Genomic DNA, 25,229 nt, shown 5'->3' with positions numbered 1-25,229 from the left:
ATTTTATAGCTAAAACCATGCAGAATTTACACTAGCCCTAAAACAATAACCGTTTTTGGGCCTCCTAAGGTATGCGTATAGCCCTGATAAAATATTTTTTCCTCTTCACCCTATACCTGCTGAGCGCTGGCCTGGCTACTGCACAGGATGCGCACTTCACGCAGCAGTACGCAAACCGGCTATACCTGAACCCGGCCTTCAGCGGACTGGGCCGCGACTGGAGCGTGTCCGTGGCCCATCGCAACCAGTGGCCATCGCTCAACGGATCCTTTATTACCAACCAGGTCGCTGCCGACTATCGCTTTGAGGGCACCAAAAGTGCAATTGGGATGGTACTGCAGCAAGACCGTGCCGGTATTGGCGGATTACAAAAACTGCAGGCCTCCCTGGCTTATGCCTATCATACCCGCCTCACCGATAACCTGGCTTATTCAGGAGGCCTGCAGGCATCTATCGCCTCACTTCGTGTTAATTACGACAACCTGGTTTTCGGCGATCAGCTCTCCGATTTCGGGCAAACCGCTCTTACCTCAGCCGAGGCCAACCATTTTGACCCAACTAATTATGTAAGCTTCGCGGTAGGGAGCATCCTGTATAATAACAATTTCTGGGCCGGCCTCAACGTGTCGCATCTCAACCAGCCGTCCTATGGTTTTGACGAGACAACCAGCCTACCCTTGCGCTTTGTGGCAAATGCCGGCTACAAGTTTTACCTGGACACCGGTTTAAGGCGCAAGAATGCTGAGTTTAGCATAAGCCCGGCGCTGAATTTCACACATCAGCAAAATTTTAGTCGTATTGATTTAGCCTTATATACTATCTATTCGCCTTTGGCGTTAGGTGTAATATATAAAGGAGTACCTGCAACTGGCGCAGACCAGGATCAGAGTTTAGGAGTGATAGCAGGCATCAGCCTGAACAGGCTCCGTATCGGCTTCAGCCACGACGTGGGAGTGAAGGGATTTGGCAGACAGGCGGGTGGCGCGAATGAAATTTCGCTCGTTTTTGAACAACTTAGCTTAAATAATTTGTTCACAGGCCGTCGATCGTCCAAAATAAACCATAACATTGTTTGTCCGGCATTCTGAATTTAGTTATAATTGCACGTTAAATTACATTAAAAGAACCTTATCATTAGTAGGTCCTAATCTATGAAGCTTATTAAGTATGTATCAGCCGTTGTAGTAGGAGGAGCTCTCCTTGCATCATGCGGAAGAGGGGGCGGCTATCCAACTAGCACTGACCCAGGCGATTACAGCTCGGCCACGGGTATAGAATACAACGAGGACGAAACTGCGTTTCAGGTAAACGATTACGAAGACTTCCCTCAGGCTCCGGGTCTTGTATTTATTGAAGGTGGCCGTACCACGCTGGGCTCTATGGAGGAGGACATCGCCATGACCCGTGACAATATCGAGCGCACGGTAACGGTAGCTTCATTTTACATGGACGAAACTGAGGTGGCTAACATCCACTGGCTGGAGTACCTGCACTACCTGAAGCGTGACTCTATACCTGAGGTATACGTGGCTGCCCTTCCGGATACAACGGTTTGGTCACGTCAGCTTTCTTTCAATGACCCTTACGTAACGTACTACCTGCGTTACCCTGGTTTCCGTTTCTTCCCGGTAGTAGGTGTTAGCTGGCTTCAGGCCAATGACTACTGCACCTGGCGTACAGCTAAGGTGAACGAAAACCTGGCTAAAGAAGCAACTGGCGGTACACAGAGAAGAGGTCTTTTCGGAAGAAACCGTGGAACTCAGGAAACAACAGAGGCAACAGCGCTTTCAATCGAGTCTGGCTATGTATTGCCGAACTACCGTCTCCCAACAGAGGCTGAATGGGAGTATGCTGCCCAAGCCCTGATTGGTACGCAGTACAACGAGGACGAAAACCAGAACAACAGAAGACTTTACCCTTGGGATGGTCATCAACTGCGTAACCCATATGGCAAGAAAATGGGCCAGTTCCTGGCTAACTTCAAGCGTGGCCGCGGTGACTACGCCGGTATTGCCGGTTCACTGAACGACGGTGCCATGATCACAGACTACATCTATGCTTATCCGCCAAACGACTTTGGCCTGTATAACATGGCTGGTAACGTAAACGAGTGGGTGCAGGATGTTTACCGTCCGCTTTCATTCCAGGACGTTGAAGACCTGAACCCTTTCCGTAGAGACGGTTACCTGGACGAAGCTGAAAACTATGATACAGGCGAAGGTTTCCACTCACTGATCAGTAACGAAGTACGCGTTTACAAAGGCGGTTCATGGAAAGACGTAGCTTACTGGCTGTCTCCAGGTACCAGAAGATTCATGGCACAGGATTCATCTACAGCAACAATCGGTTTCCGTTGCGCGATGATCAATGCAGGATCTAACAGATAAGAACTAACAGTTAATACTATATTTTAAAGGGCCCGGGGTTTACCCGGGCTTTTTGCATTTATAGCCATGCCAACTTAAAGCTGCGCTGCCGCAATGGTCGTCACACTTATTTCATGACACCCGCTTTGCAATAAGGTATGGGCACATGCTTCCAGTGTTGCTCCTGTTGTCAGAACATCGTCCACTAACAGTATCCGCTTCCCGCTTACTTCCTCAGCCTTCTTCACAACAAATACCTGCTCTACATTTTGCCAGCGATCCAGGCGGCTTTTCTTTGTCTGAGAGTCCGTATCTATGGCACGCTCCAGTACTTTGTTACTCCACGGAATTTGCAATGCTTCCGATAATCCCTTCGCAAAACCGTCTGACTGGTTATAACCACGCCGGCGCAGTTTCAACCGGTGCAGCGGCACAGGGATGATCAAATCAAAGTGGGCTGCATACCCGTGGTCAGACAGGATGGAGCCGTAGCGTGTACCTAAGTGTTCACCAACTTCCTCAGCTCCTTTATATTTGAGCTTATGCAAAAGACGCTGCACCCGCCCCTTTGATTTAAAGTGCAGGTAGGCAAATGCAAACCGTACTGGCACTTTTCCCCAGAATCGCTGTTGCAGGTAGTTTAGCTCAGTAGCCCCATGCAGGTGCAGGTCAGTATAGGGGAGTTTCACATTACACTCTGTGCAGATATAACGCTCGCCACGAGTCAGTGCCTGATCACATGCATGGCATATTTCGGGAAAAAGTAAAGACAGAAAATCCTGTAGCATAGCGGGACAGGCATGATTAAGGTATTCTTGAGAATTTAGATTAACTTTAACTGTTATACTTTTAATAGCATAAAACAGTCACAGCACACACAACAATGAGTCAGATAGAAGAATTCAACGAATACCGTACGCGCATGAACGAGCGCATCATGTCTTACGATAACAAAGTAATCAAGCGGTTTTTTAACCTCGATACCAACACCTACATGGAGGGTGCTTTGGATGTGAAAACGAAAGAAATGCTTGGCTTGGTAGCCTCCATGGTGCTCCGTTGCGACGATTGCATTAAGTACCACCTGGGCAAGTGCTTTGAAGAAGGCGTTTCGGACGAGCAGGTTTTTGAGGTGTTCTCTATTGCCAATCTGGTGGGAGGATCCATCGTGATCCCGCACTTCCGCCGTGCAGTAGAGTACTGGGAGGAACTTAAAGCCCAGCAGAGCGCTTCTTAGACAGAGTATTTTCAAAGTTGAATTGTTCATTCTGCTGTCCTTTACTCAGAAGCGAGTTTTATGAAGTAGGCAGTTGAACAATTCAGCCATTTAATAATAAAAACATATGGCCGACGAATCATCTAACCTGGATCACAGATGGACCAACCTGAGGGCTTCGATGATGAAGACTTTCGGAAAAAAGCCTGACTTGAATGCCATCCTGTTTCTGATAGGTATACAGGAATTGGGAAAGGGCATTTCGGATTTTACAAAAGAGGAGAAGCAGGACCTGATGCACATCGCTACCTGCAAGGTATTCAGTCTGTCAGGTTTTTATGAACTGGAGCGGGTTGACGAAGAAGGTTGGCCCCACTACCGTTCTGTTAAGGCTATACCTTTCACCAATCTGAAAGATCAGGAGAGAATGCTGAAGTGGCACATCCTGGAGTACTTCGACAGAGCTGACGAAATATAATATCTCAAAATCTTAAATTTTACCTGTACAGGCAGCACGTTCCTCTTTCTAATCAAAGGGAACTTGCTGCCTCTGCATGGCCGTAAAACAGTAAGGATGAAAATTATCAGTTACAATGTGAATGGCATTCGTGCTGCCATTAACAAAGGATTTCAGGAGTGGGTAAAAGCTGCCAACCCGGATGTACTTTGCCTGCAGGAGATCAAAGCCTGCGAAGACAAGTTTGACCGTGCCATCTTTGAGGATATGGGCTACAACGTATACCTGCATCCTGCTGTTAAGAAGGGGTATAGCGGAGTGGCCATCCTCAGCAAAGACAAGCCCAGACATGTGGAGATCGGCTGCGGCATGGAATGCTATGACAACGAGGGACGTGTGATTCGTGCAGACTTCGACGATTATTCGGTGATGAGCGTATACATGCCTTCCGGATCCAGCGGCGACGAGCGGCAGGGTTTTAAGATGCAGTGGCTCGACGATTTTTATGGCTACATAGGCGACCTGAGGCAAACGCTGCCAGGCATGGTGATCAGTGGCGACTACAATATTTGCCACCAGGCCATTGACATTCACAACCCAAAATCCAACGCGAACAGCTCCGGCTTCTTGCCAGAAGAGCGCAACTGGATGACCAAGTTTATTGAGAGTGGCTTTGTAGACAGCTTCCGCCACTTTAATAAGGAGCCGCACAACTACAGTTGGTGGAGCTATAGGGCAGGGGCACGTGCCAAGAACCTGGGCTGGCGTATCGATTACAACATGGTGACGGGCAATTTACAGGATCGTATGCAGCGGGCAGCCATATTGCCAGAGGCCAAGCACTCCGATCACTGCCCGGTTTTATTGGATATTATATAGTAGCACGCCCTGTACGTATACTAAATCGACCGTGCAGACAGTTTTATAATAGAGGCTTTAGGAGATTCTCTTAAATTTCTATATTTTAACAACTTATACCTCCCAAGTTAATCATTAGCTGTAAGCATGAGTTAGTAACGATTAAATAACTAGGCAGATGAATCAGCACGATGCGATGGACAGGCTGTTATACCAGCTGCAGGCCTTTAAGAAAAAGTTCTACCTCAACCTGTTGTTGCGGGGGAGCATTTTCGCCATAGGCTTGCTGATGTCGATTTACATCGTCTACAGTTTGCTGGAGTATATCTTTTACTTCCCGGTGTTTGTACGGGCCTTTCTGCTGTTCTCGTTCGTAGGCCTTACGATTTATGCACTCGTTCGCTGGATCATCCTCCCAATCTCAGCGCTCACCAATCTTCGGAAGCTGCTCTCTGATGAACAGGCAGCCGCCAGGGTAGGGGACCATTATCCTGAAATAAAAGATAAACTACTGAATGCCATTCAGTTAAAAGACCTTGACAGGACAAATGAACTGATTGCCGCCAGTATAGCCCAGCGATCCTCCCAGCTTATTAATTATCCGTTCGAAGAGGCCGTTACCTACCGTGAGAACAAGCCGCTTCTCAAATACATTGCGCTGCCGGCGGTTATCATGCTGCTGATCGCTTTGCTATACCCTACTATATTTGTGCAGGGCACGGAGCGTATCATCAATTACAAGAAACACTATACTCCGTTGGCACCTTTTCGGTTTGTGGTAGAGAATGAGTCGCTGCAGACTTATAGAGGAGAGGACTTTGAGCTGCAAGTGCAGTTGGAAGGCAAGACGATACCTAACGAGGTATATATACACTACAACGGTAGACGCCAGCGACTCCAGAAGAGCGGCAATGGCTATACCTATACCTTTAAGCAGCTGCAACGTCCTGTGGAGTTTCAGTTGGAGGGCTCCGGCTTTATGTCTGATGATTATAACCTGAAGCTGCTCTCAAGACCAAATCTGAAGAACTTCCATATGGAAGTGGCATACCCTGCCTACCTGAAGCGAAAGCCTGATCTTATTCAGAATACGGGGAATGCCACTATACCTGCAGGTAGTACCATCACCTGGAACTTCGATGCAACCGAAACTGAACGTGTTGAAATCAATTTTGAAAACGCCTCTGAATCGCTTGTAGCCCAATTCAAAGAGAACTTATTCACAGCCAGCAAGCAGTTTACCGAAAGCCAAAACTATGGTGTAGACCTACGAAATGCACATAGCACCAACAAAGAAGAGATCAATTATCAGATCACAACTATACCTGACCGACACCCGCAGATCTCGCTAGAGCAGTACCACGACTCTGCCCTATATCGCTTTGTGGTATTGGCTGGCGAAATATCTGACGACTATGGTTTGACACGACTCGCACTGAACTACAAAGTGACCAACGACAAGAACCCGCAAGCCAAGTATAAGAGTGTTCCGATCGGCTTGAACCGGCAGCAGCTCAGCCAGACTTATTATCACCAGTGGAACACAGCCAGCTTGCAACTGAACCCTGGCGACAAGCTGGAGTACTTTGTGCAGGTATGGGACAATGATGGCTTGAATGGACCTAAGAGTGCCCGTACCCGCTCCTTTGAACTGCGTGTGCCAAGCCGCCGTGACCTGGAGCAGGAACTGAACAGCAATGCCCAGTCGGTGGAGAGCCAGCTGAGTAAATCGTTGGAAAGAAGTACCAAGCTGAAAGAAGAGTTGGCCCAGTCTGAGGAAAAAATGAAAACGAAGCGCGATCTGAATTGGCAGGACAAAAAGCAGCTGGAGGACCTGGCAGAGAAGCGCAAGCAGCTGGAGCAGGATATTTCTTCTATGAAAGAACTGTTTGATGAGCTCAACAAGAAACAGAACATGCTATCAGAGCAGGACAAGCAACTGGCCGAGAAAGCACAGGAACTGAAGAAGCTCATGGATAGCCTCCTGGACGAGGAAACCAAGAAGTTGTACGAAGAGCTCGAAAAACTGCTGCAGGAGCAAAATCCGAAAGACTCGGAGCTACAAAAGCTACTGAGTAAATTGGATAACCGTGAGCGCAACCTGGAGCGTGAGCTTGAAAGAGCCCTTGAGTTATTCAAGCAGCTTCAGTTTGAGCAAAAACTCGATAATATTACCAATAAGCTGGAGGAGATGGCCAAGGAACAGGAGGAATTGGCCGATAAAACAGCTCAAAAGCAGGAAGACAACAAGCAGCTACAACAGGAGCAGGAAAATATAAAGCAAGAATTTGAGCAGCTGAAGCAGGACATGAAGGACCTGAAAGAACTCAATGATAAGCTTCAGAATCCGAACCAAATGGACGAGCAACAAATGCAGCAGGAACAGCAGCAAATAGAGCAGGACATGGAACAGGGGCAGCAGCAGCTTGAAAAGAACCAAAATAAGAAAGCCAGCGAGTCGCAGCAGAAGGCAGGGGAGAAGATGAAGCAGATGGCCCAGCAGATGGAGCAGATGCAGAGCAGCATGAGCATGGACGGCATGCAGCAGAACCTCGACAACCTCCGAGACATCCTGGAAAACCTGATCAAGCTGTCGTTTGACCAGGAAGGGCTGATGAAATCATTCCGTGGAGTTAACCAAAGCGATCCTCGTTTTATTTCCCTGTCACAGCAACAGCTATCACTCCGCGACAATGCCAAGGTAATTGAAGACAGCCTTTTTGCTCTTGCTAAGAAGGTTTTCCAACTCGAGTCATTTGTAACACGTGAGGTGGCCCAGATGAACCAGAGCATGGACAACAGCATGAAAGAGCTACGTGACCGTAACGTTGGCCGAGCCACCGCTCAGCAGCAGCTTGCCATGACGTCTATGAACAACCTGGCCCTGATGCTCAACGATGCGCTGAAGCAAATGCAGCAAGCCATGCAGCAAATGCAGGGCAGCATGGCCTCAAAACAGAAAGGCAGTAAGCCCCAACCCGGCGATTTTGGCCAGATGCAGGATGCTTTGAACAAAAAAATCGAAGAATTAAAAAAAGGTGGCAAGTCAGGTAAGGCACTGTCTGAAGAATTAGCTAAATTAGCTGCGGAGCAAGAGGCTTTGCGTAACGCCCTCAAAGAAATGGAGAAACAGGGACAGAAACCTGGCGAAAAGGGCGGCAACGGTGAGTTGGGAAATATCAGCAAGATGATGGAACAAAGCGAGACTGATCTCGTTAATAAACGTTTGACTGAGCAGACCATCATGCGGCAGCGCGAAATTCTTACTCGTTTGCTGGAAGCAGAGAAGTCAATGAAGGAGCGGGAACTGGATAATAAACGCGAGGCCAAGAGCGCTCAGGATGTTGCCAGAAGAGTTCCTCCATCATTCGAAAAGTATTTAAGAACAAAAGAGAAACAAACGGAATTGCTTCAAACCGTATCACCGGCGCTTACACCCTACTACAAACAGAAGGTTAGCGAGTATTTCCAAAATATGAATAACTAATACGCACCTTATAGCATCACTAACAAGTAATATGAATCAGGTTAAAATTCAGATTCCTTCCTTAATCGAGAACATCCGAGTTATAGAAAGCTTCATAGACAATTCAAAGGAAGAATTCGAGTTTGAAGACGATGTGTATGGCAACATTATGGTAGCCGTTACAGAGTCTGTGAACAATGCCATCCGCCACGGCAATAAATTCGACAAGGAAAAATTAGTATACCTTACGCTCCAGGTAGAGAATAATCAGCTTCTTTTTGAAATTGAAGATGAAGGACCTGGTTTTGATTATGACACCCTGCCTGATCCTACCGCTCCTGAGAACCTGGAGAACCCTGGTGGTCGCGGTATCTTCCTGATGCGTAACCTATGTGACGAGGTAAACTTCCTGGACAACGGCAAAAAGGTGCAGCTAATATTTAACATCACACAATCACAGAATGGATCATCCAATTGAGTTCTTCAGCGAGGACATTGATTTCTCGCTGGAAAACCCAGAGCAGATCTCCGATTGGATTGCAGACATTATCGAGCAACATGAGCAAGAACTGGTAAGCCTTACCTACATATTCTGTTCTGACGATTACCTGCACCAGATCAATGTGGAGTATCTCGATCATGACACGCTCACAGACATCATCACCTTCGACAATGCCGACATAGAAGGCACTATCGAAGGTGATATTTTTATTAGCATTGATCGTGTGCGCGACAACGCCATGACGCACGGCACTTCTTTTAATGACGAACTTCACCGCGTCCTCATCCACGGCGTTCTTCACTTGCTTGGTTTCAAAGATAAAACCCCTGAGCAGGAAGCAGCTATGCGCAAACTCGAAGATTCTTCCTTATCTTTGCGGAAATTTTAATCGCAAATAAGGGAATTACCAACCTCCCTTTGATGTTTCACGTGAAACATCTCTAAATCCAGAATACATGTTTCCAGAATACGATATCATAGTTGTAGGTGCGGGCCATGCAGGCTGTGAAGCCGCTGCCGCAGCTGCCAAAATGGGCTCTAAAGTCCTTTTGGCGACCATGAATATGAATACCATTGCGCAGATGTCCTGCAACCCGGCTATGGGTGGCGTAGCAAAAGGACAGATTGTGCGTGAAGTTGATGCGCTGGGTGGTATGAGCGGTATCATTACCGACGAGACCATGATCCAGTTCCGCATGCTGAACAAATCAAAAGGACCTGCCATGTGGAGCCCTCGTGCACAGAGTGACCGCATGCGATTTGCCGAAGCCTGGCGACTGACACTGGAGCAAACTGAGAACGTTGACTTCTGGCAAGAGATGGTGACAGGTATAGAAGTAGAGGATGGCAGAGCCGTTGGTGTACGCACTAGCCTGGGGATAACTATACGTGGAAAGGCCGTAATTTTAACGAACGGCACATTTTTGAATGGCATTATCCACATCGGCGAAAAACAGATGGGTGGTGGTCGCTCAGCAGAAAAATCAGCAAAAGGCATAACAGAGCAACTCATTCAACTGGGCTTTGAGGCAGGCCGCATGAAGACCGGAACACCTCCGCGTGTTGATGGTCGCTCGCTCGACTACAGCCGTATGGAAGAGCAATTCGGCGACGAGAATCCTTCAAAGTTCTCTTATACTGAAACCACGCCGTTGGCTAAGCAACGTAGCTGCTATATCACTTATACAAATTCAGACGTACACGAAATCCTTAAAACTGGCTTCGAAAAGTCGCCTATGTTCCAGGGTCGTATCCAGGGATTGGGCCCGCGTTACTGCCCATCTATTGAAGACAAGATTAATCGCTTTGCCGATCGTGACCGTCACCAGATCTTTGTGGAACCGGAAGGCTGGAATACAGTAGAGGTATACGTGAACGGTTTCTCCAGCTCACTGCCGGAAGATGTGCAGCTGAAAGCACTGCGTAAGATCGTGGGATTTGAGAACGCCAAAATGTTCCGCCCTGGTTATGCAATAGAATACGACTTCTTCCCGCCAACGCAGCTGAGCCTAACGCTGGAAACAAAGCTGGTGCAGAACCTGTACTTTGCTGGCCAGATCAACGGAACAACGGGATACGAAGAAGCAGCTTGCCAAGGATTAATGGCAGGTATAAATGCGCATAACAAGATAAACGAAAAAGCGCCGTTTATTCTAAAGCGATCAGAAGCTTACATCGGCGTATTGATCGACGACCTGGTAAACAAGGGTACCGATGAGCCATACCGTATGTTTACTTCCAGAGCAGAGCACCGTATCCTGCTACGTCAGGACAATGCTGATATCCGCCTTACAAAGCTAGGCTACGAGCTTGGATTGGCTGACGAAAGCCGTTTGGCTGCTGTGGATAAGAAGATCAAAGAAACGGCTGAAATCATCGCTTACCTGAGTAACAAACCGATTGAGCCGGGTGATATCAACAGCATGCTGGAGCAAATGGGCTCAGCACCAATTGTAGAAAAGCAGCGTGCAGGTCAGTTAATCAAACGTCCAAACATCGAGATCAAGCATATCGCTGAGGCCGTGCCAGCCGTAGCAGAGTACCTGAGCAAGTTCAAAGCTGACAGTGTAGAGCAAGCTGAGATAGCCGTGAAGTACGAAAGCTACATTGAGAAGGAGCACACCATGGCTGCCAAAATGGGTGAACTCGAAAACTATAATATCAAAGAGAAAATAGACTACCGCAACATACCTGCCTTGTCAGCTGAGGCGCGTGAGAAATTGCTACGTATACAGCCTGAGACAATCGGCCAGGCATCACGTATCAGTGGAGTTTCACCTGCTGACATATCTGTACTAATGGTATACCTTGGAAAATAAATGAGCTACGAAAGACTGGAGCATTGCCCGATATGTGGCAAAGAAGATTTTAAAAACTTTCTGGTAGTAACAGACAACGCGGTCTCAAAAGAGAGCTTCGTAATTGTGGAATGTGAGAATTGCACATTCAAGTTTACGAACCCGCGACCTGATGCTGCCAGTATTGATAAATATTACGAATCTGAAGAATACATATCGCACAGCAACATCAAGACAGGCATTATCAACAGAGCCTATCATGTGGTGCGCTCCATTACGACGAAGCAAAAGGTAGAGCTTATCAACAGGCATACTCCAGCCAAAGGAGCTATACTGGATTATGGCTGCGGAACAGGCGTATTCCTGAATGCCTGTAAAAACGACGGTTGGGAAATAAGAGGAGTGGAGCCAAATACGCGTGCCCGTGAGGAAGCTTCAGGCCAGACAGGTGAAATAATAGCGAAAGAACTTAGTGAGATAGAAGGGGAGAAATTTGAAGTAATCACACTCTGGCATGTGTTGGAGCATATCCATACTTTGAATGAAACACTTTCGGAACTCATCAATCTGCTGCAGGAAGACGGCACCCTGATCATAGCTGTTCCCAATGCTGATTCACATGACGCACAGCAATACAAAGCAGATTGGGCGGCTTACGATGTGCCACGTCACCTGTATCACTTCACACAACCAACCATGAAGCGCTTACTCAAGAAACACAAAATGAAACTAGAGGAAGTGTTACCCATGAAGTTTGATGCCTATTACGTGAGCATGCTCAGCGAGAAACAGAAAGAAGGGAAGACAAAAGTAATCAGCAGTGTGGTCAATGGGTTTAAGTCTAACAGCTATGCAGAGAAAAACGGTAACGATTACTCGAGCCTGATCTTTGTAGCAAAGAGAAAATAAACACCACCAAATAGTGTTAATAAATAAGAACAAGGCAAGCGAAAGTTTGCCTGTTTTTCATTTAAATGAATATTAGATGAAAATTGTCAACAGCCTTTTACTTGCAGCTTCAGTAATTAGCATCTCTTCATGCGCTAGTATAAACAACCCGGAAGGAGGACCTAAAGACGAAGACGCACCGGAGCTTCTGAATAGCAATCCGAAGTCGCAGGAACTGAATGTAAGTACCCGTACTATCACGCTTGATTTTAATGAAGAGGTTCAGCAAAACAACCTGCAGAAAGAACTCCTGATCACACCGTTTACCGACAACAAATATCAGGTGCGATCGAGCCGAACCAGGATGGAGTTAGTATTTGAGCAACCCTTCGAGGAAAACACGACCTATACCTTAAACTTCAGAAAAGGCATACAGGATATCACGGAAAAAAACATTGCAGAAGGATTGGTATTAACGTTTAGCACAGGCAGTTTCATAGACTCGAGCAGAGTAAGCGGGCAAGTAGTAAGACTGCTTACACAGGAACCGGAGAACGAAGCCGTGGTGGCTTTATACCCTACAAGCGACACACTCAGCATCAGGAAAAGCAGACCATATTACCAGACGCAAACCAATGCTAATGGGGAGTTCACCTTCGAAAACATAAGGGATGGTGAGTACAGAATCTATGCGCTGACTGATAAAAACAATAACTCCCTTTATGACACGGAGGAAGAGCGAATCGCTTATAAAGCAGAGCCGATAAGCGTGACAAGCGAGGAACAGGAAGTAGTGCTGCAGACTGTTGGGATAGATACAAAACGCCCCATCCTGCAGCGTCGTGAAAGGTATACAGATCGCTTTGTGGCCAATTACAATGAAGGTATAGAAAGCTTTATAGCCAGACCGGCAGACTCACCAAAAGACACTCTGATTCATAAAGTATCAACAGATGGCAAGATAGTGGATCTATTTGGCGACAGCCGTTTCGCTGGTGGAAGAGCTATACTGACGGCCCTGGACTCAGCAGCTAACCGAACAGTAGATACAGTACAGATAGCGTTCGAAGGCAAAAGAGCGCAGCGGGTGCAGGGTGCACGTCTGAAAGAAAACGGCAATACAAGCAACGGGGCAATTAGTGAAGGACAGCGTGTCATAATTGAATTGGAAACACCGGTTAGAATTCAATCAAAAACTCCAATACGTCTTTTAGCTGACAGCATAGAGGTGGCCAGACTGACGTATCCGGAACAAGTGGCACTTGATCGCACGGCAACAGAGATAAGCTTTGTAATGCCTAAATGGACAAACAATAACCGACAGGCTTCCATCGTGCTGGATAGTGTAGGTATAGTGCCGGTACAGGGTGAACGTTTTACAATGCCAACCCTACAGGTAACGGTGGCGGAAGCAAGAGGAGCAGGAAGTCTAAGAGGGGCAGTGAAAACAGAGCAAAAGAGCTACATCATCCAATTAGTAGATAACCAATACAAGGTGAAGCACCAGGTGCGGAATACAAGGACCTACAATTTCCGAAGCATTGAACCGGGCACTTACTTTATACGCGTGATATTGGATGCCAACAACAATGGTAAATGGGATGGGGGAGACCCTGAACTGGTAAGAGAACCTGAGCAGGTATACCTTCACGACAAACCACTGGAGATAAGGGCCAACTGGGAGATGGAAGAAAATATAGAATTCTAGAGTAAAAAAGGGAGCTGATTTGGCTCCCTTTTTTTATATCTGATACATACAGTTCAACCGATAACACGTGGATAAGAAGCAACGAAAAAGGGATCAAATTACCTGCAGGGCCTAAATCAAAGCAATTGTCCACAGAAACCCATGCTAATAAAAAGAACACAAGAGAAACTGAGATCGAAAGACTGAGACGAAAATAAGAATAGGTCATAAAACCAGCTGATGATTTCAGATTTGTGCTCCTGAAGACAAATAAACAATTGCCAGCTATCACTCAGATATAGATAACAAACCGGATTCAACGAACTATCAAGCGATGATTATAACTTACCATCGCATTCATTTAGATACTCTTCAAGAGCTAAACAACTTCCCAAAGCCATGAGGAATAACCTAAAATTGGTGATACAATCTAACCAAAACTCATGCATTGGTATAACGGAACAGAGCAGTTAAATTCAAAATAAGATCTGCTTAACGGGTGCACAGGAGATACAAATACTACCAGTATACATCTAAATATGAATCTGTGATAGGTAGATTCGAGAGCAACACTAAAGACGAAAACCTATACCTGGTACTGATGTTCCCTATAACTCCTCTTGAATAAAAGGGGAAGCTGATCTTAAAGAAGGGGGCAAAATTATGTATGAGCGGAGTTAGCGGTGAAAAGCAATGCTCTTTGATTAATAGGGTGCCGATCTGAGACTCTACTAACCTGCTGTATTCCTTAGCAAATACATTACACCCAACCTAATTGAAGTACGTGCAGTAGCTCTTCTGAAGTTCGAATAGCACAAGCTGAAAATCTCCATTCCATTTCGAGCTGCTTGGCAATAACTAACCTGCCCGCTACAGGATCTAATTCAAGGGATACATCATTCGATAATTATTTCGGTTAGAAATAGCCATACCAGAGACCTGTGAAACATAAACAATAGCGACCACATCAGAACTCGCAAAGAAACCTGCTCCTCTTCCGTAATAGGTAAAATCGATCACCATCAGAGCCAATTAAAGCCTCCGAAATATAGAATCAAAAAAGATGTTTAGAAATCCACAAAAAGGGTGGGTATAAATGTGGACAAGTGTGGATCAAATCTGATAACTCAGAGTGGGCTTGTTCTACAGGTGGGGCCAGAGGGCTGTGGAACACACAAAAAGTGGAAAGGGGTTGACAAAGGTATATAGAAAAAAGGCTTTTCCACGGCAGGGCAGGTATGTGAAAAAAGTAATGCACACAAAATGGGCAAAAGTGGAAAAGGCAGTTAAGTAACTGAAAGATAAAAATTAACAGAAAAATAAAATGTGGGTAGCCAGGTGCAAAGCAAGGGTATATAAAATGAAAATGAGGACAATTCAGAATGTTCCACAGTTATTAACTTATGAACAGCCTTAATGATGAAAGAAGATTTATTTAAAAATTTATCTAATTAAAATTAATAAGGTCAGGTAAGATGTGGAAAGCTGGATAAGTCAGACCAAAAAGAGAAAAGAGAGGATCAAAAAAGGGAGGGAAAGGTAGGGCGCAAGAAAAGGCAAAAAAATAAAAGCGCTATATTTATCTGGAGAAAAAGTGAACGCTAACATAAAACTATGACATTACTTCTAAAGCTGGTTCCTCCGTTTGAGGATCCGGTGCTGATATTTACGATGGTGCTGCTCATCATATTGGTTGCTCCCATCATACTAAACAAATTGCGCATACCTGGTATAGTAGGTTTGATCCTGGCAGGTGTGATAGTAGGGCCAAACGGATTTAACCTACTTCTGCGCGACGCCAGTATTATACTGTTCGGAACAGTAGGCCTTTTATACATTATGTTCCTGGCAGGGCTGGAAATCGATATGATCGATTTTAAAAAGAACCGAAACAGAAGCTTAATCTTCGGAGCGCTTACATTTCTTATACCTATTACCACAGGAACACTGATCTTTTATTACTTGATGGATTATCAGTTGCTCTCAGCAATACTGCTCTCAAGTATGTTTTCGTCCCATACCCTGATCGCTTACCCCATAGCCAGTAGACTGGGTATAAGTAAAAACGAAGCAGTGACGGTGACGATAGGTGGTACTATCGTGACAGATACAGCAGTACTCCTTGTGCTCGCCGTAGTGGCTGGTAGTTCACAAGGAGATCTGGATGTATGGTATTGGGTGAAACTGGCAGGTTCCCTGGCCATCTTTGCCGGCATCGTCATGTTTGTGTTTCCGCGCATAGCAAGCTGGTTCTTTAAGCAAATTGAAAGTGAAAAAGGAGCCCAGTACATATTCGTATTGACGCTGGTGTTTGCGGCAGCCTTTCTGGCGGAGCTGGCAGGAGTAGAAGCCATTATCGGAGCATTCCTGGCAGGACTAGCACTTAACCCGCTTATACCGCATACCTCGGCTCTGATGAACAGAATAGAGTTTGTGGGCAATAATATCTTCATCCCTTTCTTCCTGATCAATGTTGGTATGATCGTGGATCTGAGCGTGCTGTTCAGGGGACCTGAGGCGTTGATTATCGCAGGCGTGATAGTGGTAGTGGCGCTGGTGACTAAATTCCTGGCAGCCTGGATCACTCAAAAGATATTTGGGTACAGCGGTACGCAACGTAACCTGATCTTCGGACTTAGCAGTGCACACGCAGCGGCTACATTGGCTGTGATACTGGTAGGTTATAACATCGGCATCATCAATGAAGACGCCCTGAACGGTACCATCGTACTGATCCTCGTCACCTGTCTGGTTAGTTCTTTTGTGACAGAAAAAGTGGGTAAGCGACTCGCCATCATTGAGAGCAGACGTAAGCCGAACCTAAGTGAAAAGCCAGACCGTATCCTGGTACCAATCGCCAATCCTCAGAATATCGAGAACCTGATTGATCTTTCTGTGATGCTGCGGAATCCGGATTATCACGAACCGATCTATCCACTGGCAGTGGTGCTGGATAATGAGCATGCTGAAGAGGAGATTTTCAAAAAGAACAAAATGCTGCAGGAGGCGATAACACATGCCTCAGCCACTGACAACGACGTGCAATTGGTATCCAAGATCGACATCAACATTGCCAGCGGTATACTCAGGGCCATAAAAGAGCTGATGATTACAGAGGTGGTGCTCGGATGGAATGCCAAGATCACAACCCGTGATCGGATATTTGGTACCATACTGGATAACCTGCTTGAGAATACAGAGCAGATGATTCTGGTATGCAAGATCATGCAGCCACTGAATACGACAAGCCGCCTGGTTGTGATCGTGCCGGCCAATGCGGAGTTGGAGAGAGGTTTCCTGCGCTGGATGCGTGCCGTTCGCCTGTTGTCAACGCAACTGGGAGCTAAGGTCGTTTTTATGGCCGGTAGAAGAACAAACAACCAAATAAAAAGTACTGTGAAGAGCAGCAAGCCCGCCATTGACGCTACTTACATGCCACGGCCAACCATGGCGGAGTTTGAAAACAACCAGACAGGTATAGGCAAGGATGACATGGTGGTGGTTATATCGGCACGCAGAGGCACGGTGTCGTATAATGGCATGCTCGATAATGTGCCGCGGGTGCTGTCGCGCAACTACAAAGACAACAGCTTCATTATCGTTTATCCGGAGCAGCACCCAAATGTATACCAGGATAACCAGTTCAAGACAACAGGCTATACCAATGAAACAAGCGAAAAAGAAAGCTTTTAACTATGAACTGGATTTCAAAAAAACTGATTTCAGAAAGAATCCGGAGCTGTACCGTATAGGAAAAGGAGAGCAGGGGGTGCTGCTGGTAGAACCGTATAAGTCGGAGATACTGCCGCATTGGCGATTTAAAACACCTGAGATCGCACAAGAGTCATCGGAGCATATCTACGGACTGTTTTTGGATTACCTTCGTCAGAACGACTTTGTGGGCGCCGATATGGCCCGCAAGTTTTTGCAGATGGGCTATACCCGCTCCAGGCGATACGCCAACCATCGGACTGGACAGAAATACAAAGGCCCTGTGCCGGATGATAAAAAAGGACAGAGCGGCGCCCATGGTCGAGATCAGCTGCCGTTAGATCCCGATCCGGTGAAAGCGGAGTCAGCACGCATTTTCAAAGAGAAATGGGATGAGGCAAAAGAGAATGAAACGTATAAGCAACTGATGGCCGAGTTCAGGTCGAAATACGAATCTTAAAAAAATGAATTGTTCATTGTATCAATTAACCTTTTAATTCCGAAATTAGTAAATCACATATCTTTGCATACAAGATAAAACGAGAGAGCAACATGGTTAACAAAGAAATCAGGTTAGGCAAAGGGCTTGGGAAGATCAAGTTTGGCCTTACAATGGAAGAAGTAGAGCAACTACTAGGCGAACCTGAAGAGATTGAAGAGTCTGATGAAGAAGATGAGTTTGAGCATCAGGCCTGGAACTACTGGGAGGAGGGCTATTCGCTATACTTCGACAAAGAAGATGATTACAAACTGAGCTGCATCGAAACGGCCAACCGCGACGTGAAGCTGTGGGAAGAGCGTATTTTCGAAATGAGCCAGGAACAACTCAAACGGCTTTTCGCAGATCACGGCTATGAGGATATTGAAGAAGAAGAAATGGAGACAGGCGAGACCCGCATTTCTTACGAAAAGGAAATGATCGACCTGTACTTTGACGAAGACCAGCTGATCGCCGTGAACTTTGGCGTGTTCATCAATGACAACCTGGAAGTTGTTTGGCCAGAGAAATAAGAAAACAGTATTTCTACATAGATCCCGGTTTCTGCAAAGGAGCCGGGATTTTTTTTGCTTTTCTTGCAAGAGTAGCCAGCTATACCCCAATCATGGCAGTATCGATCCGGAGGGAAGCTTAAGACGCAACTATAACTGTTCTGAGTTTAACTGAGTTTGCAATGCGGCTATGGAAAATGCAGCTGGAAAAGGCTGCTACAGGTATAGGAAAGTGGTTTCTGCTATTGTCTATTCACAATGCAGGTATAAAATAGAAAAGGCCCGACAAATGCCGGGCCTTTTCATTATCGAAACAGGTATAGCCTATTTGAAGAAGAAGTTAAAGATCTCCTGCTGGATAACCGGGTTAATGGCAATGGCCATGATAACCGAGATGATCAGACCGATGGTAACCGACAGGATGTCCTTGCCGATCAGGCTGAAGGTCTTGGCCAATTTAGCGCTGCCTTCCTGCGCTCTGATACGCATACCCAACTCACGGCCTGCCAGCAAACCGATGAATACCCAAGTTGTACTCATTGGCATGTTGTTGAGCTCCTTGAAGAAATAAAGGATAATGGCGTAGATCAAGTCGATGATGGTAGCACTGCGTACATCACGCACGTCTGATTTCTCGTTGATAATCTCCTGAATTTTCTCTCCTTTCTTAAAGAAAAGGAAACCCATACCCAGGAATATAAAACCAGCGAAAGCAACGAACTCCCAGATGTTGAGTGAGCGCGGCAGATATACGGCTACGTTCGCCAAGTCCTGCGCCAGCCAGGTATGCCACAGGAAACCAGAAACAACCCATTGGGCTACCGTCCAGAAGCTATGCGCCTCGCCTTTCACGAAACGCTTGATCACCTTAGAAAGCGCAAGGTATATAATCAGCGCTGTACCAAAAGCTGCCACATAACCCAGCAAACTTTTATTGATCATGCCTACGATGGCACCTGAACTTACCGTGAACACGCTCAGGAGCATGAAGGTAGTCGATACAGGTATACGGAAGCGTGTTAGAAGCAAGAGAATGATCGGAGCGGCCAGCTGCAGGAACACAAAGTTATCCGGTGTCTGGTCAAATCCCTTAGAAGAGAGTCGCTGGTAAGTAACGTCGCCGTCGAACATGTACCAGCTATAAAATACAGTGCCTAGGAAGATGATACCCATAAAGAGCCACTGCCAGTACCAGGCCCGCTTTTCATTGGAAACGATGAAAGTACCGATTGTCTGGATACTGTCGTTGGCGATAGCCGAGTAAGCGGCAAACAGGAAGCCTACCCACATCGCAATGGATGCATACGGATAAACAATACCGGCAACAATGAAGGAGAAGGCAATAAAATAGAGGAACTTCTTCTCTTTCTGGAAAAGCACGTCCAGCAAGCTAAAACGCTTTCTGAACTTGTAAGGCTGGGTGGGTACGACTGCTTTTTTACCCTTTTTAGTCTTAGCCATTTTAAAGAATTGGGTGAGTTTTTAAAAAACGACGCAAGTTACCATAAAATAGGCGAGTAGTCTGGTTATCCAATGTTAAGAAATTATTAACAGATGCATCCTTATACCTATTTGGCAATGTAGAGTTGTAAATGGCTAAGCATGAATGAGTACAGTGCCAAATCGTATAGATAAAAAACTATAAATCCCGTATGGCATAATCACACCTTAATCTTCTATCTTTGCAGCATGGCGACAAAAGAGAAAACCCCTGTAGAAAACGCACAATTAAAAGATATCATCTCGCACGCAAAGGAGTACGGCTTCGTATTCCCGTCGAGCGAGATCTATGATGGTCTGCAAGCCGTGTACGATTACGGCCAGATGGGCGTAGAGCTGAAGAATAACCTTAAGAACCTGTGGTGGAAGTCTATGACGCAATTGCACCAGAACGTGGTAGGTATAGACGCCGCCATTTTCATGCACCCGCATACCTGGAAGGCCTCCGGTCACGTGGATAGCTTCAACGACCCGATGATTGACAACAAGGACTCGAAGAAGCGCTACCGTGCCGACGTGCTGATCGAAGAGAAAGCCGCTCAGTACGAAGCCGACGGCCACTACGACAAAGCCAGCGAGCTGCTCGTGGAGATGGGTCGTTTGTTGGGTGCTGAAGAGCTCGACGCAGTACGTGAGCTGATCATCCGTGAAGACATTAAATGCCCTATTTCCGGTACCACCAACTGGACCGAAGTGCGTCAGTTCAACCTGATGTTTTCGACGCAGGTAGGTTCTGTGGCCGAAGACTCAAGCACCATTTACCTGCGTCCGGAAACGGCACAGGGTATATTCGTGAACTTCCTGAATGTGCAGAAGACCGGCCGCATGAAAGTGCCGTTTGGTATCGCGCAGATCGGTAAGGCGTTCCGTAACGAGATCGTGGCGCGTCAGTTCATCTTCCGCATGCGCGAGTTTGAGCAGATGGAAATGCAGTTCTTCGTACGCCCCGGCACGGAAATGGAATGGTACAACCAGTGGAAGGAAGCCCGCAAGAAGTGGCACCAGGCCATCGGCATACCGGCCGAGAGCCTGCGCTACCACGACCACGAGAAGCTGGCCCACTACGCCAACGCCGCCGTGGACATCGAGTTCAAGTTCCCATTCGGTTTCAAAGAGGTGGAAGGTATACACTCCCGCACTGACTTTGACCTGACGCAGCACCAGGAGCTGAGCCGCAAGAAAATGCAGTACTTCGACAACGACCTGAATGAGGACGGCAAGCCGTATGGTAACTACATCCCGTACGTGGTGGAAACATCCGTAGGCGCTGACCGCCTGTTCCTGATGACGCTTTGCAGCGCCTATACTGAAGAAGAGATTACCGAAGGCGATGCCACCAAGAGCCGTACTTTCCTGAAGTTCCATCCGGCGCTGGCTCCGGTGAAAGCCGCCATCCTGCCACTGACGAAGAAAGACGGACTGCCGGAGAAGGCGACTGAGATCTTCAACTCGCTGCGTTACGACTTCAACATGATTTATGAAGAGCGTGACTCCATCGGCAAGCGCTATACCCGTCAGGACCTGATCGGTACGCCGTTCTGTATTGCCGTGGACCACCAAACATTGGAGGATAACACTGTAACCGTACGTGACCGTGACTCCCGTGAGCAGGTGCGCATGCCAATCGGCGAGTTGCACAGCTACATCGACAAAGCCGTTAACTTCAAGAGCATATTTGAGAAGCTGGCCTAAGTTATATTAGGTATAGCTACAAAGAACAGCCTGCAACTTAAGTGTTGCAGGCTGTTTTATTTTGCAGGTATAGCTATTGCTATTTATAAGCTATATCTAGTTATGGTCCATATTTGTTCTAAAATGCATGAAAGTGTTATTATTATGTTAAGTAATAATATGTTCTATGTGGAAAAATGGACATAAGAGGGGATTGATTTAGGGTTTAATTAATTAATAATCAGTGAGAAGTATTCTATTATATTGCAATTTATGCACATGGGCATAACTTAAAAGTTAATTGTAGTTAGCAAGAGTAATAAAGGTGTAGCTGAAGTGAAAATCTATACCTAATGAATGTGCAAAATACAGCGTGTATAAACCTGTAGGAGACTAAAGCTCAATACAAAACAAATGAGGCAAACCAAGAGTTATACACGTATGTACCATCAAACCAAAAGCTATGGCAAACACATCTAAATCGAAGAACAGCTCTGAAAAAGACCCATGTTGGAAGGGCTACGAGCAAGTGGGGATGAAAGAGAAGGATGGAAAGCAGGTACCGAACTGTGTGCCTGAGAACAAATCATCCAACTCGGCTTCTTCCTCCAGGAAAAAGAAATAATTCACCTTTAAATAGAGATTGAGAGCCTCTGTCCATATGGCAGGGGCTTTTTTATACCTGTACAGATCTATTCAAATCTAATAGTCAGGAGCTAGAACTGATGTAATAGATTCTGAAATATAGAATTCAGCTTCCTGTCATTCTACAGAGAATCTTGGTTGATGGGGATATTGGCCTCTGCTACGTGGGGGTAGGGGCTCCCTTTACCAAGATTCTATCAGGGTGACAAAAGAGAGTATGTCAATCGAACAGTATGAAACGTCTCAAGAGGTAGGGGCAATGCCGTCAATTTAATGATTATTGTGTCATTTCGACCATCGGGAGAAATCTGGAGTATAGTCACTGCCTCCAACAAATCCAGATCTCTCCATTCTGTCGAGATGACAGGTTCGATTCACTATACCTAAAGTTGACAGCAATGGGCGGTAGGAGGCTGCATATCCCGAATCGAAGTCCACGGAAAAATTAAAATTCCTTACCTTTGCCGAATTATTGGGGACCATGTGGAATAAGATTGCCATTTTCATTATAAAAAACAGGCTGAGGCTGCTCATCCTGCTTGCCTTGCTTACTGCGTTTATGGGCTACAAGGCCAAAGACGCAGAAATGTCGTACGATTTCGCCAATGTCGTGTCGCCAGATGACCCTGACATGGTGTACTTCCAGCGTTTCAAAGAGACGTTCGGTGAAGATGGCAACATTTTGGTGGTGGGCATGCAGAGCGCCAAAGCCTACAAACTCGACAACTTCCGCGAACTCAAAAGCCTGTCGGACCAGCTGAACACGGTAGAGGGCGTGAAGGCTGTGATCTCGCTCCCCAACCTGATACAGGTCGTAAAAGACACCGCCGACCGCAAATTCACCACGGCTCCCATCTTCAACCCCATGCCCCAGACGCAGGCGCAGCTTGACAGCATGCTACGGGTGGTGCGAAGTCAGGGCTTCTACGACGGGCAAATCATCAACCAAAAAACCGGCGCTACTTTACTGGCCGTTACCGTTGATCCCGATTACCTGAACTCGGCCCGTCGGGTGCAGGTGATGGACGATGTGATGGCGCATACCGAGGCCTTTTCGAAGAAGACAGGTATAAAGCTGCATTATGCGGGGCTGCCCTTTGTAAGGGCGGTCATGACGACCAAGGTAGCCGCTGAGATGAAGATGTTCCTGGTGCTGGCCTTGCTGGTGACGGGGATCACGCTCTTCATCTTCTTCCGCTCGTTCTACGCCGTAATCTTCCCGCTCCTGATGATCAGCATGGTGGTGGTGTGGGTGCTTGGCACACTGGCCATACTCGACTACAAGATATCGCTTCTCACAGGGCTTATACCTGCCATCCTAGTGGTAATTGGTATACCGAACACCACCTACCTGCTCACCCGCTACCACTACGACTACCGCAAGCACGGCAACAAAATCATGGCGTTGGCCCGGGTGATTAGCAAGATTGGGGTGGTGAACCTGGTGACGAACACGACCACAGCCATTGGCTTTATCGTGTTCACCTTCACGCATGTGGCCATCCTGTACGAGTTCGGGGTCGTGGCGGGCATTAACATCTTTGTGACCTACATCATCAGCATTGTGTTGATACCGGTGGTGTTCTCGTATCTGCCGCCGCCAACGCCACGGCAGTTGCGCCACCTGGACGCCAAGCCGCTCAACAAGTTTCTGGAGTTTCTCGACCACCTTGTGCACCACAAGCGTCATTTGGTTTACTTCTTTACCATCGTGGCTTTGCTGGCTTCGTTTTGGGGAATCTACAAAGTAAAGACGGTTTCGTACATGGTCGATGATCTGCCAGCCGAGAGCAGTGTGAATGCGGATTTAGCTTTCTTTGAGCACCACTTCAGCGGGGTGATGCCGCTCGAGATCATTGTGGACACAGGTATAAAGCAAGGCGTCATGCGGCTGCCGAACCTGAACAAACTCAACCAGCTCGAAGACTTCCTGCGCACCCAGCCCATCCTGTCCGCCCCGATTTCCATTGTGGGACTGGTGAAGACGGCCACGCAGGCCTTTTATGAAGGCGACCCAAACTCGTACCGCCTGCCTGACAACACGGAGCGCAACTTCGTGTTCAGCTATCTGGCCAAACAGGACAGCGGCGACAACCAGCGCCTGTTGCGCTCGTTTGTAGACAGCACAGGTCAGACCGCCCGAATCTCGCTCAAAGTAGCCGACGCAGGTTCAAGAGAGCTCGACACCTTAATCATCAGCAAAATAAAACCAGAGCTGCACGAGATTTACGGCGGCGAAGGCGTGAGTGTGACGGAAGAGGGCAACACCATGACCTTTACCCGCGACGAAACAGGCGCCGAGACCAAGGTCAGCCTGACGGGTACGACGCTCCTGTTCATCAAAGGAAACGAATACTTAATCAACAATCTGCGCTCGAGCCTGGTGCTGGCATTCGTGTTGGTAACTATTGTCATCGCTTTGTTGTTTAAGTCGGCGAGGGTAGTGATTATTTCGGTGATTCCCAACATGATACCGCTCCTGATTGCGGGCGGATTGATGGGAGTTTTCAACATACCGCTGAAGCCGAGCACGGCGCTGATTTTCAGCATTGCGCTGGGTATAGCCATTGACGACTCGATTCACTTTCTGGCCAAGTACCGCAGCGAATTGCTGAGCAACGGGTTCCACGTGAGTCGCGCCATCACGACCAGTTTGACAGAGGCGGGCACGAGTATGATTTACACGTCCATCATCCTGTTCTTCGGTTTTGTGATATTCGCCTTCTCTGAATTTGGCGGTACCAAGGCCCTTGGCGTGCTGATGTCGGTGAGTTTGTTGATTGCATTATTCACAAACCTGATTATATTGCCAACTTTGCTGATGAGCTTTGATAGCGGCAAGTACAAGCGCGACCCGTACGCCCTGATAGAGCACTACGATGAGTTTTATCTGGAGCACGAGGACGAGGAGCTAGACCTGAACCAGCTGAAGTTGAAATTTGAAGAAGAATTACCTGAAGAAGTAAGTGCTTAAC

19 protein-coding genes are annotated in these 25,229 nt (G+C 46.9%); 17 read left to right on the top strand and 2 right to left on the bottom strand.

The features are described 5' to 3' along the window. The first annotated feature begins 71 nt into the window (after positions 1 to 71). Together BW972_RS05020 and gldJ are read left to right on the top strand one after the other, a co-directional pair. On the top strand, positions 72 to 1,088 hold the full coding sequence (locus BW972_RS05020) for a PorP/SprF family type IX secretion system membrane protein (RefSeq protein WP_007654115.1): 1,017 nt from the start codon (positions 72 to 74) through the stop codon (positions 1,086 to 1,088). A gap of 63 nt (positions 1,089 to 1,151) precedes the next feature. Continuing rightward, complete coding sequence (gene gldJ / locus BW972_RS05015) at positions 1,152 to 2,387, top strand: gliding motility lipoprotein GldJ (protein ID WP_007654117.1); 1,236 nt, start codon at positions 1,152 to 1,154, stop codon at positions 2,385 to 2,387. A gap of 74 nt (positions 2,388 to 2,461) precedes the next feature. Here gldJ and BW972_RS05010 read toward each other — a convergent pair whose 3' ends face one another. Next, the gene (locus tag BW972_RS05010) at positions 2,462 to 3,154 is read right to left on the bottom strand and encodes a ComF family protein (RefSeq protein WP_076421323.1); all 693 of its coding nucleotides are present in this window, start codon (positions 3,152 to 3,154) and stop codon (positions 2,462 to 2,464) included. 95 nt (positions 3,155 to 3,249) lie between these two features. On the opposite strand from BW972_RS05010, the gene BW972_RS05005 reads away from it, so the two are divergent. The 12 genes from BW972_RS05005 (at position 3,250) to BW972_RS04950 (ending at position 18,459) form a co-directional block, all read left to right on the top strand. Continuing rightward, complete coding sequence (locus BW972_RS05005) at positions 3,250 to 3,603, top strand: carboxymuconolactone decarboxylase family protein (RefSeq protein ID WP_007656658.1); 354 nt, start codon at positions 3,250 to 3,252, stop codon at positions 3,601 to 3,603. 106 nt (positions 3,604 to 3,709) lie between these two features. Continuing rightward, positions 3,710 to 4,060 carry a hypothetical protein gene (locus tag BW972_RS05000; protein ID WP_007656657.1) on the top strand — a complete coding sequence of 117 codons (351 nt, stop codon included), beginning with the start codon at positions 3,710 to 3,712 and terminating at the stop codon, positions 4,058 to 4,060. A gap of 96 nt (positions 4,061 to 4,156) precedes the next feature. Continuing rightward, positions 4,157 to 4,918, top strand: coding sequence for an exodeoxyribonuclease III (locus BW972_RS04995; RefSeq protein ID WP_007656656.1), 762 nt, complete (start codon positions 4,157 to 4,159; stop codon positions 4,916 to 4,918). A 157-nt stretch (positions 4,919 to 5,075) separates the two neighbouring features. Further along, a complete protein-coding gene (locus BW972_RS04990) occupies positions 5,076 to 8,384 on the top strand; it encodes a DUF4175 family protein (RefSeq protein WP_083674074.1) in 3,309 nt (1,102 codons plus the stop codon). A gap of 31 nt (positions 8,385 to 8,415) precedes the next feature. Next, the gene (locus BW972_RS04985; protein WP_007656655.1) at positions 8,416 to 8,841 is read left to right on the top strand and encodes an ATP-binding protein; all 426 of its coding nucleotides are present in this window, start codon (positions 8,416 to 8,418) and stop codon (positions 8,839 to 8,841) included. Then, a complete protein-coding gene (gene ybeY, locus BW972_RS04980; protein WP_007656654.1) occupies positions 8,825 to 9,253 on the top strand; it encodes an rRNA maturation RNase YbeY in 429 nt (142 codons plus the stop codon). Before BW972_RS04985 ends, ybeY begins: the two co-directional genes overlap by 17 nt. A gap of 67 nt (positions 9,254 to 9,320) precedes the next feature. Next, a complete protein-coding gene (gene mnmG / locus BW972_RS04975) occupies positions 9,321 to 11,183 on the top strand; it encodes a tRNA uridine-5-carboxymethylaminomethyl(34) synthesis enzyme MnmG (RefSeq protein ID WP_076421322.1) in 1,863 nt (620 codons plus the stop codon). Then, complete coding sequence (locus BW972_RS04970) at positions 11,184 to 12,071, top strand: class I SAM-dependent methyltransferase (protein ID WP_007656652.1); 888 nt, start codon at positions 11,184 to 11,186, stop codon at positions 12,069 to 12,071. It begins immediately after the preceding gene. A 76-nt stretch (positions 12,072 to 12,147) separates the two neighbouring features. Further along, complete coding sequence (locus BW972_RS04965) at positions 12,148 to 13,758, top strand: Ig-like domain-containing domain (RefSeq protein WP_007656651.1); 1,611 nt, start codon at positions 12,148 to 12,150, stop codon at positions 13,756 to 13,758. A gap of 1,593 nt (positions 13,759 to 15,351) precedes the next feature. Beyond that, positions 15,352 to 17,430: a cation:proton antiporter gene (locus tag BW972_RS04960; RefSeq protein ID WP_076421321.1), complete on the top strand. Its 2,079-nt coding sequence runs from the start codon at positions 15,352 to 15,354 to the stop codon at positions 17,428 to 17,430. After that, on the top strand, positions 17,402 to 17,908 hold the full coding sequence (locus BW972_RS04955; RefSeq protein WP_007656647.1) for a DUF4385 domain-containing protein: 507 nt from the start codon (positions 17,402 to 17,404) through the stop codon (positions 17,906 to 17,908). Before BW972_RS04960 ends, BW972_RS04955 begins: the two co-directional genes overlap by 29 nt. Positions 17,909 to 18,000: 92 nt before the next feature. Then, positions 18,001 to 18,459, top strand: a complete 459-nt coding sequence (locus tag BW972_RS04950) for a hypothetical protein (protein WP_007656645.1) — start codon at positions 18,001 to 18,003, stop codon at positions 18,457 to 18,459. Positions 18,460 to 18,762: 303 nt separating this feature from the next. Here the strand turns inward: BW972_RS04950 and BW972_RS04945 are convergent, their stop codons facing one another. Next, a complete protein-coding gene (locus BW972_RS04945) occupies positions 18,763 to 19,899 on the bottom strand; it encodes a hypothetical protein (RefSeq protein ID WP_083674073.1) in 1,137 nt (378 codons plus the stop codon). 228 nt (positions 19,900 to 20,127) lie between these two features. Here BW972_RS04945 and BW972_RS04940 point away from each other — a divergent pair, with 228 nt between their 5' ends. The 3 genes from BW972_RS04940 (at position 20,128) to BW972_RS04935 (ending at position 25,228) form a co-directional block, all read left to right on the top strand. Next, positions 20,128 to 21,630, top strand: coding sequence for a glycine--tRNA ligase (locus BW972_RS04940; RefSeq protein ID WP_076421320.1), 1,503 nt, complete (start codon positions 20,128 to 20,130; stop codon positions 21,628 to 21,630). Positions 21,631 to 22,072: 442 nt separating this feature from the next. Next, complete coding sequence (locus BW972_RS19845) at positions 22,073 to 22,234, top strand: hypothetical protein (RefSeq protein WP_155800829.1); 162 nt, start codon at positions 22,073 to 22,075, stop codon at positions 22,232 to 22,234. 501 nt (positions 22,235 to 22,735) lie between these two features. Further along, positions 22,736 to 25,228 carry an efflux RND transporter permease subunit gene (locus BW972_RS04935; RefSeq protein ID WP_076421319.1) on the top strand — a complete coding sequence of 831 codons (2,493 nt, stop codon included), beginning with the start codon at positions 22,736 to 22,738 and terminating at the stop codon, positions 25,226 to 25,228. Position 25,229 lies beyond the last annotated feature (1 nt).

Source organism: Pontibacter lucknowensis (assembly GCF_900156415.1).
GTDB classification, from domain to species: Bacteria; Bacteroidota; Bacteroidia; order Cytophagales; family Hymenobacteraceae; genus Pontibacter; species Pontibacter lucknowensis.
The sequence above is the reverse complement of the archived record's forward strand: the minus strand, read 5'-3'. Positions and strand labels throughout refer to the sequence as shown.